Annotated in this window: 13 protein-coding genes; 3 read left to right on the top strand and 10 right to left on the bottom strand. The window is 65.2% G+C overall.

Going from position 1 to position 14,677, the window contains the following annotated elements; translation table 11 throughout:
- Nucleotides 1-65 precede the first annotated feature (65 nt).
- The gene (locus ACVWZM_RS34565; RefSeq protein WP_456855711.1) at nucleotides 66-1,376 is read left to right on the top strand and encodes a hypothetical protein; all 1,311 of its coding nucleotides are present in this window, start codon (nucleotides 66-68) and stop codon (nucleotides 1,374-1,376) included.
- A gap of 137 nt (nucleotides 1,377-1,513) precedes the next feature.
- Here the strand turns inward: ACVWZM_RS34565 and ACVWZM_RS34560 are convergent, their stop codons facing one another.
- From ACVWZM_RS34560 to thiD, 4 genes are all read right to left on the bottom strand, one after another.
- The gene (locus tag ACVWZM_RS34560; protein ID WP_057016696.1) at nucleotides 1,514-2,503 is read right to left on the bottom strand and encodes a threonine/serine dehydratase; all 990 of its coding nucleotides are present in this window, start codon (nucleotides 2,501-2,503) and stop codon (nucleotides 1,514-1,516) included.
- A 56-nt stretch (nucleotides 2,504-2,559) separates the two neighbouring features.
- Nucleotides 2,560-3,651 (bottom strand): glycosyltransferase family 4 protein, encoded by a 1,092-nt coding sequence (locus tag ACVWZM_RS34555; protein ID WP_456855710.1) that lies wholly within the window; start codon nucleotides 3,649-3,651, stop codon nucleotides 2,560-2,562.
- A complete protein-coding gene (locus tag ACVWZM_RS34550) occupies nucleotides 3,648-4,460 on the bottom strand; it encodes a UDP-2,3-diacylglucosamine diphosphatase (protein ID WP_026193024.1) in 813 nt (270 codons plus the stop codon). The genes ACVWZM_RS34555 and ACVWZM_RS34550 overlap by 4 nt, the downstream gene beginning before the upstream one ends.
- A 250-nt stretch (nucleotides 4,461-4,710) precedes the next feature.
- Entirely contained in the window at nucleotides 4,711-5,508 is a 798-nt protein-coding gene (gene thiD, locus ACVWZM_RS34545) for a bifunctional hydroxymethylpyrimidine kinase/phosphomethylpyrimidine kinase (RefSeq protein ID WP_168855027.1), read from the bottom strand.
- A 194-nt stretch (nucleotides 5,509-5,702) separates the two neighbouring features.
- Between thiD and ACVWZM_RS34540 the strand changes: the two genes are divergently transcribed.
- Nucleotides 5,703-5,948, top strand: coding sequence for an Lrp/AsnC ligand binding domain-containing protein (locus ACVWZM_RS34540; RefSeq protein WP_016845986.1), 246 nt, complete (start codon nucleotides 5,703-5,705; stop codon nucleotides 5,946-5,948).
- Between the two features lie 122 nt (nucleotides 5,949-6,070).
- On the opposite strand, the gene ACVWZM_RS34535 is transcribed toward ACVWZM_RS34540, so the two are convergent.
- Entirely contained in the window at nucleotides 6,071-7,000 is a 930-nt protein-coding gene (locus tag ACVWZM_RS34535; protein ID WP_456855709.1) for a c-type cytochrome, read from the bottom strand.
- Between the two features lie 166 nt (nucleotides 7,001-7,166).
- On the opposite strand from ACVWZM_RS34535, the gene ACVWZM_RS34530 reads away from it, so the two are divergent.
- Nucleotides 7,167-7,589 carry a CHRD domain-containing protein gene (locus ACVWZM_RS34530; RefSeq protein WP_057016700.1) on the top strand — a complete coding sequence of 141 codons (423 nt, stop codon included), beginning with the start codon at nucleotides 7,167-7,169 and terminating at the stop codon, nucleotides 7,587-7,589.
- Between the two features lie 106 nt (nucleotides 7,590-7,695).
- Here ACVWZM_RS34530 and ACVWZM_RS34525 read toward each other — a convergent pair whose 3' ends face one another.
- From ACVWZM_RS34525 to ACVWZM_RS34505, 5 genes are all read right to left on the bottom strand, one after another.
- Nucleotides 7,696-8,142: a c-type cytochrome gene (locus tag ACVWZM_RS34525; protein ID WP_141340701.1), complete on the bottom strand. Its 447-nt coding sequence runs from the start codon at nucleotides 8,140-8,142 to the stop codon at nucleotides 7,696-7,698.
- Between the two features lie 103 nt (nucleotides 8,143-8,245).
- Nucleotides 8,246-10,555: a xanthine dehydrogenase family protein molybdopterin-binding subunit gene (locus ACVWZM_RS34520; RefSeq protein WP_141340700.1), complete on the bottom strand. Its 2,310-nt coding sequence runs from the start codon at nucleotides 10,553-10,555 to the stop codon at nucleotides 8,246-8,248.
- A gap of 128 nt (nucleotides 10,556-10,683) precedes the next feature.
- Nucleotides 10,684-12,213 (bottom strand): murein biosynthesis integral membrane protein MurJ, encoded by a 1,530-nt coding sequence (gene murJ, locus ACVWZM_RS34515; protein WP_456855708.1) that lies wholly within the window; start codon nucleotides 12,211-12,213, stop codon nucleotides 10,684-10,686.
- Nucleotides 12,214-12,256: 43 nt separating this feature from the next.
- The gene (locus ACVWZM_RS34510; protein WP_253589838.1) at nucleotides 12,257-13,408 is read right to left on the bottom strand and encodes a DegT/DnrJ/EryC1/StrS aminotransferase family protein; all 1,152 of its coding nucleotides are present in this window, start codon (nucleotides 13,406-13,408) and stop codon (nucleotides 12,257-12,259) included.
- 30 nt (nucleotides 13,409-13,438) lie between these two features.
- Nucleotides 13,439-14,455: a Gfo/Idh/MocA family oxidoreductase gene (locus ACVWZM_RS34505; RefSeq protein WP_456855707.1), complete on the bottom strand. Its 1,017-nt coding sequence runs from the start codon at nucleotides 14,453-14,455 to the stop codon at nucleotides 13,439-13,441.
- Nucleotides 14,456-14,677: the final 222 nt, after the last annotated feature.

Raw genomic sequence — 14,677 nt, 5'->3', positions numbered from 1 at the left:
GCGATTCGCGCGATATCGTGGTGATCGTTAGCGTAACGCGCAGTGATTTGCGCGGAGAGATTGTGATGGCCGAAGAAGCATTCGCCCTGTCGCCGATATCCGCCCGCGCGGCCCTGCCGAGCGAGGAGGACTATGCCGCGATCAGCGCGGCCTTCATGGAGACCTCGCGGGGCCGCTGGTTCCTCGGCGAATACGCCAAGCGCAACCGCAATGCCGATACCCGCATGGTGCTCGATGCCGTGGCGCGGATCGAGGAAAGCCTCAGCGCGCAGCGGCAAGCCGCCGCCGCGGCGATCAGGGACGAGCAACTGGCGCAGGCGCTGGCCGCCCTGCGCGGCGCAATCGAAGCTACCCAGGCCTCCGCCATCGCCGCGCTCGACGGCATCAGCTTCGAGCAAAGCCTCGCACCGGTGCGCAAGGGCGTGCGGGTGATCAGGGAGATCTCCTGGCGGCTGCGCGAGATCGGCAATGACGGCCGGATCTGCGACATCATCGATTCGCAGGTCAGCGCGATCGAGGCCGGCGCCGCCGAGGTCTCGATGAACGACGCCAAGGCTGTGCTGGATGCCGCCTTCGCGGCGCTGGCGCGCCGGCTCAGCGAGTTCGATCCGGACAAGGCGGCGACGCCTGCGGCCAAGCCTGACGTGGCCGAGGCGCCGGTTGCGGAGCCGCCGGCGGCGGCCTCCGCGCCGCCACCGGTGGCCGACGGTGCAGCCCTCGATATGGCCGCTACGCCGCCCGCGCCGCCTCAGGAGGCCACTGCGGCGCGGATCGTCGAAGCCGCGATTCCCGCCGCTGCGCCCGGCACTGAGGCCGCTACGGCCGTCACGCCACAGCCGAGCGAAGCCTGGCTCAAGGCTGAAGCCGCGCTGGCCGAAGCCGAAGCCGCGGAACTCGCCCGCGTCGCCGACGAAGCGACGGCCGACGCCCATGACGAGGCGGTGCTCGACCTGATTGCGATGGAGATGGGCGCGCCCGATCCGATCGACGAAGAGGCGATCGCCGAGGAAATGCGCGCCGCCGAGGAGATGCGCGTCGCCGAAGCGATGGACGTCGCTGAGGCGATGGCGGCCGAGCCCGAAATGGTTGCGCCGGCCATTCAGCCCGAGCCTGCACCGGCGCCGAAGGTCGAGGTCAGGGCAGAAGTCAAGATCGAGCCGCCGCCGGTGGCTGTGGCGCCGATTGCCGAAACTCTGGTGATGCCGCCGCCTCTCCGGCCCGCCGTTGAGCCTGCCCCTGCTCCCGCAGCAGAGATCTCACTCGGTTCGACCATCATCGCCAGCGGCCTGCTGAAAAGGCCGACTGTTGCGGCCAACGACCCGCTCGCGCCAATCCGTCGCATGAGCCAGGCCGAGAAGATGGCGTTCTTCTCGTAACCTCGACTGTTCATATCCTGTCATTGCCGGGCTTGACCCGCGCACGACGACTGGCGCGAAGCATTCATGTCCCATGGACCGCACGCGCAACGTGAGCCAGCTCATGTACCGCGGCAGCATCTGTGCCTAACCCGGTGTCAGGCAACCAGTTTCGCGAACAGGTCGGCGTCGACATTGCCGCCCGACAGCACGATGACGACGTTCTTGCCCTTGGCATCGATCCGCCCGGCGAGCAGCGCCGCGAGTCCGACCGCGCCGCCGGGCTCGACCACGAGCTTGAGCTCGCGGTAGGCAAAGGCGACGGCGGCGCCGACCTCGTCGTCGGAGGCGCTGACGCCATTCGCGAGCAGCTTGCTGTTGATGGCGAAGGTCAGCTCGCCCGGCATCATCGCCATCAGCGCATCGCAGATGGTGCGCGGCGCAACCGCATGCGCCTCGCGATGGCCGACCTTGAGCGAAAGGGCGTGATCGTCATAGCCCGCGGGCTCGGCGACGATCACCTGGGCCTGCGGATATTTCGCCTTCACCGCGGTCGCAACGCCCGCGATCAATCCGCCACCCGAAGCCGGCGCGACCACGATGTCGGGCGTCAGTCCGAGCGCAGCCATGTCCTCGGCGATCTCGCGGCCGGCGGTGCCCTGGCCCGCGATCACGAAGGGATCGTCGTAGGGGCGCACCAAGGTCGCGCCGCGCTTGCCGGCAATGCCGTTGGCGATCGCCTCGCGGTCGTCGCGATCGCGGTCGTAGAGCACGACTTCGGCGCCATAGGATTTGGTGCGCTCACGCTTGGTGATCGGCGAGTCCGCAGGCATCACGATGGTCGCCTGCATGTTGAGGATCTTGGCCGCCGCGGCGACGCCCTGGGCGTGGTTGCCCGAGGAGAACGCGACGACGCCGCCGCTTCGCTTGTCCTGCGGGATCGAGGCGAGCTTGTTGAAGGCGCCGCGAAACTTGAACGATCCGGTCCGCTGCAGCATTTCGGGCTTGAGGAAAACCTTGCTGCCGACGCGTTCGTTGAGAACGGGGAAGGTCAGGAGCGGCGTGCGCACCGCGAACGGCGCGACCACCCTCGCGGCGGCATCGATGTCCGCGGCAGCGACGGGTGGATTGAGAACGGTGTCCGTCATTCGCGATTTGTATCGCGGCGCCGGGCTGGCGGGCAAGACGCTTTAGCGTGACCCAACTAGTGCGAGTTTGGCTGAGGTGTCGGCAGGACGGCGAAAGGGTGCTCTTCGGCACCAAATTCGAGCGCCTCCCCCTCGCCGTCCGGCGGCGCGGGGCGGACGTTCATGCAGCGATCGATGAACACCCGGGCCGACGCCTGCCAGGTGTGGAGCGCGGCAAAGTGGACGCAGGCCTGCCGCGGGATGCTGAGCGCCTCCAGGCAGGCATGGCGCAGATCTTCGTCGAGCACGCCGACCGGCGCCGCGCCGATCACGTCGCGGGGACCGGTGACCGGAAAAGCGGCAACCGGCAGGCCGCTCGCCAATGCTTCAAGCAGCACCAGACCAAACGTATCGGTACGGCTCGGGAAAACGAACACATCGGCCGCGGCGTAGATCTCAGCCAATTCTTCCCCATGACGAGCACCGAGGAACACGGCGTCCGGATATTTCCGATCCAGCGCCGCCCGCGCCGGGCCGTCGCCGACCACGACCTTGGTTCCCGGCAGATCGAGATCGAGGAAGGCCTCGAGATTCTTCTCCACCGCCACCCGGCCGACGCTGAGATAGACCGGCTGCGGCAGGCAGAGATCGACGTCGCGCGGATGGAACAGTGAGGTATCGACGCCGCGCGACCACAGCACCACGTTGCGGAAGCCGCGCTGACGCAACTCGGCCGCCAGCGCCGGGGTCGCCGCCATCACCGCCCGGCTCGGCCGGTGGAACCAGCGCAATGCGCGCCACACCCAGGCTTCCGGGACAGGCGTCCGCGCCGAGACGTATTCGGGGAAGCGGGTATGGAAGCTCGTCGTGAACGGCAGGCCGCGCTTGCGGCAATAGCGGCGCACCGCAAGCCCGATCGGGCCCTCGGTCGCGATATGGATGCTGTCGGGCCTCGCCGCCTCGATCAGACTTGCGACCTTGGCCCGGTAGGGCAGCGCCAGCCGGAGATCGCGATAGCTCGGCATCGCGAAGGTGCGGAACTCGTCCGGCGTCAGGAAGCTCACCTCGACGCCGAGCGATTTCGCCGCCTGTGCCATCATGGTCAGCGTGCGGACAACCCCGTTGACCTGGGGATGCCACGCATCGGTCGCGACCAAGATATGCGTCATGCAGCGCGTGCCGTCACTCGCGGAACCGGCGCGATCCGGCGCACCGGGTCGGTCCAGGTGATGATCTCGAAATGGCCGTCCTCGTGCTCGGCGAGCGCGGTGCAGCTCTCCACCCAGTCGCCGCAATTCATGTAGCGGATGCCGTGCTCGTCATGAATCGTCGCGTAGTGGATGTGGCCGCAGATCACGCCGTCGCAGCCGTGGCGCCGCGCCTCGCCGGCGAGCGTCGCCTCGAACGCGCCGATATAGTTCACCGCCTTCTTGACCTTCAGCTTGGCCCATTGCGACAGCGACCAGTACGGCACGCCGAACATCTTGCGGAAGAAGTTGACGAAGCGATTCATCTGGATCGCGAAGTCGTAGGCCTTGTCGCCGAGATGGGCGAGCCAGCGCGCGTTCTGCACCACGAGATCGAAGATGTCGCCGTGGATCACGAGGTAGCGCTTGCCGTCGGCGCCGGTGTGAACGGTGTTCTCCACCACGTCGATGCCGCCGAAATGCGTGCCGTAATATTTGCGCAGGAACTCGTCGTGGTTGCCCGGGACGTAGATCACCTTGGCGCCCTTGCGCGCCTTGCGCAGCATCTTCTGCACGAAATCGTTATGGGTCTGCGGCCAGTACCAGTTCGACTTCAGCGCCCAGCCGTCGACGATATCACCAACGAGGTAGATCGTGTCGGCATCGTGAGAACGGAGGAAGTCGAGCAGGCGGTCGGCTTGCGAACCGCGGGCTCCGAGATGGACATCGGAGATAAACAAAGTGCGAAAGTGCCGCTCGGGACTTTCTTCACTCAAGGAGTCACTTCCCATGCCTGTGCACCTAACGGATTCCTGTGACAAGGCGATGACGATCCCCGCGACCCAAGGCCCACAAACAGTTGACGAGAATCAGCAGTACGCCGCTTCTCTGCGGATAACAGCAGCGTGCGACAATCTGGCGACATCGGCGGTCGCGGCTGTGGGGAAGAGGCGTTGTGTTGCCTGCACAGCGCGATGGAACAGCGAAGCGATCGAATGCGTAGCCCGGATGGAGCGAAGCGCAATCCGGGCTACAAGAGCGTCAGTAATATCCGTGGAAGTGATGCACCGGCCCATGGCCGTGGCCGACGGCGAAGCGATCGGCTTCGGCGATCGCCTGCGTGATCCAGGCCTTGGCGTTGCGCACGGAGGTCTCCATGCTCTCGCCCTTCGCGAGCCCTGCTGCGATTGCCGAGGACAGCGAGCAGCCGGTGCCATGCGTATTGGCGGTCGCAATCCGCGGCGCAGCCAGCGCGATGCTGTGCTCGGCGTCGATCAGATAGTCGATGCTCTCGGCGCCGTGCCCATGGCCGCCCTTGACCAGCACCGCGCGACATCCCATCGCCAGCAATCGCTTGCCTTGTCGCTCGACGTCGGCCTCGCTTGAGGCAACCGGCTCGTTCAAGAGCGCCGCCACTTCCGGCAGGTTCGGCGTGATCAGCGAGGCCAGCGGAAACAGCAGGACCTTCAGCGCATCGACCGCCTCGGCGGCAAGCAGCCGATCACCGGAGGTAGCGACCATCACCGGATCGAGCACGACATGGCGCGGCGCCCAGCGCCTCAGCCCATCGGCGATCGCAGCGATCGTGTCGGCCTGCGCCACCATGCCGATCTTGACCGCGCCGACCTCGAGGTCGGAGAACACCGCATCGATCTGGGCGGTGACGAATGACGCGGGCACCGGATGGATGCCGCTGACCCCCATGGTGTTCTGCGCGGTCAGCGCCGTGATCGCGGAGGCGCCATAGACCCCGAGCGCGGCAAAGCTCTTGAGGTCGGCCTGGATGCCCGCCCCGCCCGAGGAGTCCGAGCCGGCAATGGTGAGCGCGACCGGCGTCATCTTGCAGCACCGGCGGTTGATACGAGTGAGACCATCACGAACAAGACCATGGCCTGTCCTAGCCCGGCCGCCGATCGGCAGCAAGTTAGCCTGACTTTACCGCAAGTTGGCCTCACCTTGCCCCCCTGCCTCGCCCCTTGCCTTGGCCGCCCGTTTTGGGCCTATAGTCGCGGAAATCCCCGGAGACGACTTTGATGGTTCCTTTCTTCGTCCAGATCAAATGCAAGCTCGGCCAGTCCTACACCGTCGCCAACGCACTGGCGGAGGCCGAGATTGCGTCCGAGATCTATTCCACCGCGGGCAATTACGACCTCCTGGTCAAGTTCTACGTCGACCACGACACCGACATCGGCCATTTCATCAACGAAAAGGTTCAGGTGATCCCGGGCATCCAGGACACCCTCACGATCATCACCTTCAAGGCGTTCGGCGCGAAGTAGGACGCGCCCGCGAGAGCATGATGAGATTTAGGTCGAGCTTGAACGGCGTCGAAAGTTCACCTCTCCCTTGGGAGAGGTGAACCGAAACTGCGGCGAGCCGATTCAACCAAACCCATCCCGCTTTACGATTCCTTCTCCTTCTTGACCGGCTTCGGCGGTCCCTCGACCGGCGGCAGCGACTTGATGTACTCGGCGATCGCGTCGCGGTCGGACGACGACAGTTGCGAGGTGTTGCGGATCACGCGCACCATCGACCCACCGGCGCTATCGCCGTCCGGCATCTGGCCGCTCTCGAGAAAATAGGCGATATCCTTCACACTCCAGTCCGAGATCCCCCTCGGCGTGATGTTGGGCACCCAGCCTTCGCCCTCCGGATTCGGACCACCGGCGAAGCGCTGCGCAGTGACGATGCCGCCGAGGACGTTGCGCGGGCTGTGGCACTCGGCGCAATGGCCGAAGCTGTTGACGAGATAGGCGCCGCGGTACCAATGCGCCGAGCGGCTTGCATCCGCGATGAACGGCTTGCCGTTCATGAACAGGAATTTCCAGACCCCGACATTGCGCCTGATGTTCAACGGAAACGGCAAATCATGGTCGCGCACCTTGCCGGCGACCGGCGGCAAGGTCTTCAGGTAGGCGAACAGGTCGCGCACATCGCTGACCCTGGCGTGCTGATAGGACGGATACGGAAACGCCGGGAAATAGTGCGCGCCCGATGGCGAGGTGCCCTTCATGACCGCGGTGACGAAATCGGCCTCGCTCCAGCGGCCGATGCCGTCGTTCGGGTCGGACGAGATGTTCGGCGCGTAGAAGGTGCCAAATGGCGAGGGGATCGCGAGCCCGCCGCCGAGCTTCGTGCGGTCGTCCTGCTTCGGCACGGCATGGCAGGAGGAACATCCCCCGGCATTGAACGTTGTGAGGCCGTTGGCCAGGTCAGGCTGATAGGCAGGCAGCGCGTCGGCGGCAACGGTCGTGGGGATCGTCAGCCACCAGAACACGCCAAAGCCGATTGCGCCGGCCAGAATCGCCAGGAGGAAAATTCGTCGCAGCATTCACCGATCCGTCATTGGTCGCGTCAATTCATGGACCAGTATGATGGCAACCAGCCGGACATGCTCGCATCAAATTTGCCGCACCCACGATCCATTTGGGGAATAAATCCGAAAAACTGCTGTTTGAAGATTGCAACCATCCTGTGACGTCAAAGGGGAGAGAACCATGTCGAACAAGACCTTGCTTGCCACGCTGACGCTCGGCGCCGCCATCGCCTTCGCCGGTCCTGCCTTTGCCGAGAAGTTCACGGCGAAGCTGGACAGCAAGAGCGAAGTGCCGCCGAATACCAGCACCGCCACCGGCACCGCCGACATCGACTACGATGCCGCCAGCAAGAAGCTGAGCTGGAAGCTGACCTATTCCGGCCTCTCGGGTCCGGCCACCGCCGCGCATTTCCACGGCCCCGCCGAGGCCGGCAAGAATTCCGGTGTCGCAGTCGCGATCCCGAACGCGACGTCGAGCCCGGTCGAAGGCAGCGCCACGCTGACCGACGCGCAGGCCGCCGATCTGCTCGCCGGCAAGTACTATGTCAACGTTCACACTGCCGCCAATCCGGGCGGCGAGATCCGCGGCCAGGTGACCAAATAACAAGTGACGAAGTAGTCGTTCGCGACGCAACGCCAACAAGAAACGGCCGACACAAAAAAGGGCGGACGCCCTAAAGCGTCCGCCCTTTTCGTTGATGGAATGGCGATCAGCCCTTCTTGACGCGATAGGTCTCGTGGCAGCCGCCGCACTGCTTGCCGATCACGCCCAGCTCGGCCTTCAGCGTATCGACGTCCTTGATCTTGCCCTTGGCATCGGTGACGACCTTCGCGAAGCTCGCGGACTGCTGCGCGAAGCCCGCCTTGTCTTCCCAGATTTTCGGCGAAGGGGCGTAATCGCCTTCCAGCTTGACGCCTTTCATGCTCTCGGGAAACAGCGTCGGAAGCTGCTTGGCGGTATCCTCGAACTGGGCCAGCGCGGCATTGACGGTCGCCTGGTCGTAGGGCTTTTCGCCCTTGATGATCGCCGACAGCGCACCCGCATTCTTGCCATTGTCCTTCATCATGGCCTGGGTCTTCTTGACTTGATCCTGCTGTGCAACGACTGCACCGGCACCGAACGCCAGCACCGCAGCAACGACGACAATCCGCTTCATCGGCAAAACCCCTCAATTCCGCTCTGTCCCGGTCCGCGATCTGCGGCCGGCCTGGTTTGCAAAACACCGCAGGCGGAATCTTCATTCCGCCTGCGACAATTTATCAGAGATTATGGCGGCGCTGCGCCTCGCGGATCGCGATCCAGACCCGTTCCGGCGTGGCAGGCATGTCGATGTGGTCGATCTTGTACTCGCGATGCAGCCCCTCGACGATCGCGTTGACGACCGCCGGGCACGAGCCGATCGCGCCGGCCTCGCCCGCGCCCTTCACGCCCATTGGGTTGGTCGTGCAGGGCACGTTATGGGTCTCGAACACGAAGGACGGCCCGTCGGAGGCGCGCGGCAGCGCATAGTCCATGAACGTGCCGGTGACGAGCTGGCCGTCGGTCGGGCTGTACACCGCCTGCTCCATCAGCGCCTGCCCGATGCCCTGCATCGCGCCGCCGTGAACCTGGCCCGCCAGCATCAGCGGATTGAGCGTGACGCCGAAATCGTCGACGATGACGTAGCTGACGATCTTGATGATGCCGGTTGAGGGATCGATCTCGACCTCGGCGAGATGGGTGCCGTTCGGATAGGTGCCGTCGGCGCTGGCGAAGGTCGCGCTGGCATTCATCTTCGACGTATCGCCGCCCGGACGTTTGGCGAGATCGGCAAAGCTGATCGAGCGGTCTGTGCCGGCGATGCGGATGCGGCCGTCGGCGAATTCGAGGTCGCCGGCGCCGGCTTCCAGCGCCTGCGCCGCGAGCTCCTTCAGCTTGTTGCCGAGATCATGCGTCGCCCGCTGCACGCTGACGCCGCCGGACGGAATCGATGCCGAGCCGCCGGTGCCGAGGCCGGTCGCGATCTTGTCGGTATCGCCCTGCAGCACATGGACGCGCTCGGGCGGCACGCCGAACTGCTCGGCGACGATCTGCGCATAGGCGGTCTGGTGGCCCTGCCCGCTCGACTGCGTGCCGATCAGGATCGAGATGTCGCCGTTGGGATCGAGCGCCACATTGGCGGTCTCCTCGCCCATCGTGCCGCAGACCTCGACATAGCTTGCCATGCCGATGCCCCGCACCAGGCCCTCCTTCCTGGCGGCCTTGGCGCGCTTCGGAAATTCCTTCCAGTTGGCAATCTCCATCGCGCGCTTCATATGCGCGACGAAGTCGCCGGAGTCGTAGACCTTGCCGGTCGCGGTCGTGTAGGGCAGCGACTTCGGCGGAATGAAGTTCTTCCGCCGGATGGCGTCCGGCGTCATGCCGAGCTTGCGCGCAGCGGCATCGACGAGGCGCTCGATGACATAGGCGGCCTCCGGGCGGCCGGCGCCGCGATAGGCATCGACCGGCACCGTGTTGGTGAACACGGTGCGGACCCGGCAGTGGAAGGCCTGGATGTCATAGAGGCCCGGCAGCATGCCGGCGCCGCCATGCGGGATGTAGGGCGCGAAGGTCGAGAGGTAGGCGCCCATGTCGCCCATCAGGTCGACATCCATGCCGAGGAATTTGCCGTCCTCGGCGAGCGCCATCTTCGCGGTGGTGAGATTGTCGCGGCCCTGCGCGTCGCCCATGAAATGGTCGGAGCGCTCGGCCGTCCATTTGATGCTCTTCTTGAGCTTGCGCGCGGCCACCGAGATCAGCGCATATTCGCGATAGGGAAACAGCTTGGTGCCGAAGCCGCCGCCGACATCCGGGCAGATCACCCGCATGTTCTCCTTCGGCATCTTCAGGACCATGTCGCAGAGGATCTCGCGCAGGCGGTGGCTGCCCTGGCTGCCGATCGTCAGCGTCAGATGATCCTTCTTGGCGTCGTATTCGGCGACCGCGGCGCGCGTCTCCATAAAATTTGTGATGACGCGCGGATTGACGATGGTGATCTCGGCCACCGCATGCGCCTTGGCGAACGCGTCCTCGGCGGCCTTCTTGTCGCCGATCGAGACGTCGAACAGCACATTGCCAGGCTTGTCCGGCCAGACCTGCGGCGCGTCCTTCTTCACCGCATTGACGAGGCCGACCGCCGCCGGCAGCGGCGTCCATTTGACGTCGATCGCCTCGATCGCGTCACGGGCATGATCGACGGTGTCGGCGACCACAAAGGCCACCGCGTCGCCGACATGGCGCACCTCGTCCTTGGCGAGGATCGGATAAGGCGGTGCGGTGAACGGATCGGTTTCGAGATTGAACAGGCACGGCAGGCCGCCGAGTTCGGCGACGTCGGCGGCGGTCAGGATCAGCGCCACGCCGGGCATGCCGCGGGCCTTGCCGGCATCGATCGTGTAGGTCGCGTGCGCGTGCGGCGAGCGCAGCATCAGCGCGTGCAATGCGGGAGACGGTGCAACGTCGTCGGTGTAGCGGCCCTTGCCGCGAATCAGAGCGTCGTCCTCCTTGCGCCGCACACTTTGTCCGACGCCGAATTTGATGGGAGCTGCCATCGTCTCTCCAATTGCCTTGGTGTGTTTTGCGCATATTGGCGTGGTTGTCGCCGAAGCGCAAACCGCTTTCCGCCGCGCGCGGCGCTATCACACAGCGGCCTCCTATGCATTTGATTTGACAGGTAAAACTATACGCGGCGGAGCGCGAACAGCCAGCCGCGGCCGAACAGCATGAGGATCAGGAGGGCGTAGACGAAGACGCCGACCGCAATCAGCAGCAGCAGGATCAGTTCGTCGCGAAAGATCTGCATCGGCGCGAACCACACATAAGCGAAATGCGAGGTCAGCCACAGTGCGACCGCGAGCAGCACGCCGCACAGCGCGAAGGTGCCGAACGAGCGGATCAGCGCGCGATCGAGCGCGAGGTAGCCGCGGCGCACGGCAAACATCAGCACCAGCAGCAGATTGACCCAGGCCCCGACCGCGGTCGCGAGCGCGAGGCCGACCTGCGCCAGCGTGCCGACCAGCGCGATCTTCAGCGCGATGTTGACCGCGACCCCGGTCAGCGCCGCTTTCACCGGCGTTGCGGTGTCCTTGCGAGCGTAGAAGGTCGCGATCGCGCTGCGGATCATCACGAAGGGAATGAGCCCCACCGCATAGGCCGCGAGCGTGGCCCCGGCGCTTGCCGCATCGGCCTTGGAGAACGCGCCGCGGGCGAACATCGCGCGCATGATCGGATCGGCGACCGTCAGGAACGCCGCCACGAACGGCACCGAGAACAGCAGCGTGAAATCGAAGGCGCGGCGCTGCGCCGCCATCGCGCCGGCGTGATCGTCGGCGCTCAGGCGCCGCGACATCTCCGGCAGCAGCACGGTGCCGATCGCGATCCCGATCACGCCGATCGGCAATTGATTGAGGCGGTCGGCATAATACAGCGCCGACAGCGCGCCGGCGGGCAGGAAGGTCGCGATGATGGTGTCGGCGAACAGCGCCACCTGGGTGCCCATCGAGCCCAGCGTCGCCGGTCCCAGCGCGCGAAAGAAGCCGCGGACGTCCTCGTCGAGCCTCAAGGGCGCGAACCGCGGCAGGCCGCCATGGCGCGCGAGGTCGCCGGCGAGCAGGAAGAATTGCAGGAAGCCCGAGATCAGGACGCCCCAGGCCGCGGCATGGCCCGCGCTCGGGAAGAACGCCGCAAGCGCCAGCGTCATCATCATGGCGAGGTTGAGGAAGATCGGCGCCGCGGCGGCGCTGGCGAAGCGATGCATCACGTTGAGCATGCCGCCATAAAGCGTCACCAGCGTGATCAGCAGCAGATAGGGAAACGTGATCCGCGTCAGCTCGATCGCGAGCTTGCGCTGCGCCGCGTCCTCGGTGAAGCCCGGCGCGAGGATGCTCATCGCCTGCGGCATGAACGCCATCGCCACCGCCAGCAGGATCACCTGCGAGGCGAACAGCAGCGTGAAGATGCGGTCGGCGAACAGCCGCGCCGACGCTTCGCCCTTCTCGCCATGGACATGGGCATAGGCCGGCACGAAGGCGGCGTTGAAGGCGCCTTCGGCGAAGATCGCGCGGAAATGGTTGGGCAGCCGCAGCGCCACAAAGAAGGCGTCGGCAACCGGCCCGGCACCGAGGATCGCCGCGAGCATGATGTCGCGCGCGAACCCGGTGACCCGCGATAGCAGGGTATAGCCGCCGACGGTGAAGATGCGTCCAAGCATGCGCTGCTTCTAGCGCATGATTGCGGTCTGAAAAAGTTTCCTATCAGGCTGAAAGCGCGCTGCGCACAGCCGCGATGACGCGGTCCTGGGCCGCCTCGTCGAGATAGGCGTGCATCGGCAGGCTGATGACGTCGTCGGAGAGGCTTTCGCTGATCGCTAGGCCGCCGTCGGCGACCGGGAAATCACGGTAAGCGGTCTGCTGGTGCATCGACTTCGTGTAGTAGATCGCCGTCGGAATGCCTTGGGTCTTCAGCGTCGAGGCAAAGGCATCGCGGTCGGCCCCTTTCGGCAGGCGGATTGTGTATTGCGCCCACACCGAGGTGCCACCTGGCGCAAGGCGAGGCACGGTCACGATATTGCCGAGTCCGCGCGCGTAGCGCTCCGCCACTTGGTTGCGTGCCACGATCTCGTCGTCAAAAATCTTCAGCTTCTCGAGCAGGATCGCGGCCTGCATGGTATCGAGCCGCCCGGTGAGGCCGAGGCGGACATTGTCATATTTGTCCGAGCCTTGCCCGTGCACACGGATGCTGCGTAGCGCGTTCGCAAGTTCGTCGTCATTGGTAAAGATCGCGCCGCCATCGCCGAAACAGCCGAGCGGCTTTGCCGGGAAGAAACTGGTCGCGGTCGCAAGCCCGAAGGTGCCGAGCTTGCGGCCCTTGTAACTCGCGCCAAAGCCCTGGGCGGCGTCGTCGAGCACGAACAGGCCTTCGGCTTCGGCAACCGCAGCCACCGCGTCATGATCGGCGCTCTGGCCGAACAAATCCACTGGAATGACACCAACCGGCTTTAGGCCACGCGACATCGCGGTGGCGACCCCGCGCTTGAGCGAATTGATATCGATATTGAATGTCGTCTCGTCCACATCGACGAAGAGGGGTGTCGCGCCGGTGAGCGCCACCGCTTCGCCGGTCGCGCAGAACGTGAAAGACGGGCACAGCACGGCGTCACCCGGCCCGACATTCTTCGCCATCAGGACCATCAAGAGCGCGTCAGTGCCGCTGGAACAGCTCACCACATGCTTTGCGCCGCTATAGTCCGCCAGCGCCTTCTCCAGCGCGGTCACTTCCGGGCCATTGACGAATTGGCAATGGTTGAGCACGCGGGCGACTGCATCATCGACCGATTTGCCGAGCCGCTGGCGCTGCGCGGCAATGTCTATGAAGGGAACAGGCTCTGGACGCATGTGCTGGTTCATGAAGCTTTCGCGCGTGTTTTCAAGTTGCAATTAGCTGGCAACGCGGCGCGGCCCTTTGCGGCCCGTCGAGGCGGCGGGCCTGGCGGGTGATTCCAGGCAGCGGATCGCGATCTCGAGGCTCGCCACGCCCTCGTCGCCGGACACCGCCGGCAGCTTGCCGCCGCGTACGGCGTCGAGGAAGGCGATCAGTTCGGCGCGCAGCGGCTCGTCATGCCCGACCGGCAGGTGACGCATCGAATAACTGCCATCCGGTTTGAAGCCGAAGCATTCGGTGACCTGACGCGTAAGCAGATCGCCCATCACATACTTGCCGCGGGTTGCAACCGTCACGTTGCGCGCCTTGAACGGCGTCAGCCAGTTGGTGTTGATGTGGGCGAGCACGCCGGAAGCGGTGCGGAACTGCAGCAGCGCGATGTCCTCGCGCTCGGCGACGGCGCTCGAGAGCTGCGGCTGCACCTCGACGATATCGGATTCCGTGAACCAGCGGATCAGGTCGATGTCGTGCACGGCAAGGTCGATCACGACGCCAACATTGGACATTCGCGGCGGAAACGGGCCGACCCGGGTGATGCCGATCGACAGGATGTCTTCGCCCGAGATTGCTTGCTTGATTGCGGCGACCGCCGGATTGAAACGCTCGACATGGCCGACCATCAGCGTGACGCCAGCTCGTTCGGCGGCCGCGACGATCTCGCGGCCCTCTTCGACCGTGGATGCGACCGGCTTCTCGACCAGGATGTGAATGTTGCGCGCGATGCAGGCGAGCGCGATCTCGTGATGCAGATGGGTGGGAGCTGCGATCGTCACCGCATCGATGCCCTCGGCGAACAGCTGATCGAGGCTTTCGAAGGCGCGGCAGCCGACCAGGTCGATGGCGCGCGTGCGATGTTCCGGCAGCGGATCGACGATGCCGATCAACAGCACCCCGGGCAGTCCGGCCAGCACGCGGGCATGGTTGCTGCCCATCACGCCGGCGCCGATCACGCCGACGCGCAATGCGCGGCCGATATCGGCCTTCGCGCCGGCTGCGGACACTTTTGCATTCATATCGTAGACCCCAAGTAACGTTCTGGCGGTTGTCCCGGCTTCTCAGGGAGCCATCCCGGCTCCGAGGGAATCAGCACCAAGGCCCCTCTGCCCGATCCGCGCCTTTGGCGCAAATCACGACCCGCTTCGTTGGCAGCCGCTATAGCACGGCGTCACAAATGTGGCGAATGCCAACGGCGAAATCCGGACACGTTTTGATTCAAAGAGTTACATCGCCCGCGA

This window comes from Bradyrhizobium sp. USDA 4501, assembly GCF_054062115.1.
Note: the sequence above shows the minus strand (reverse complement) of the source record. Positions and strands in the feature narration are given on the sequence as shown.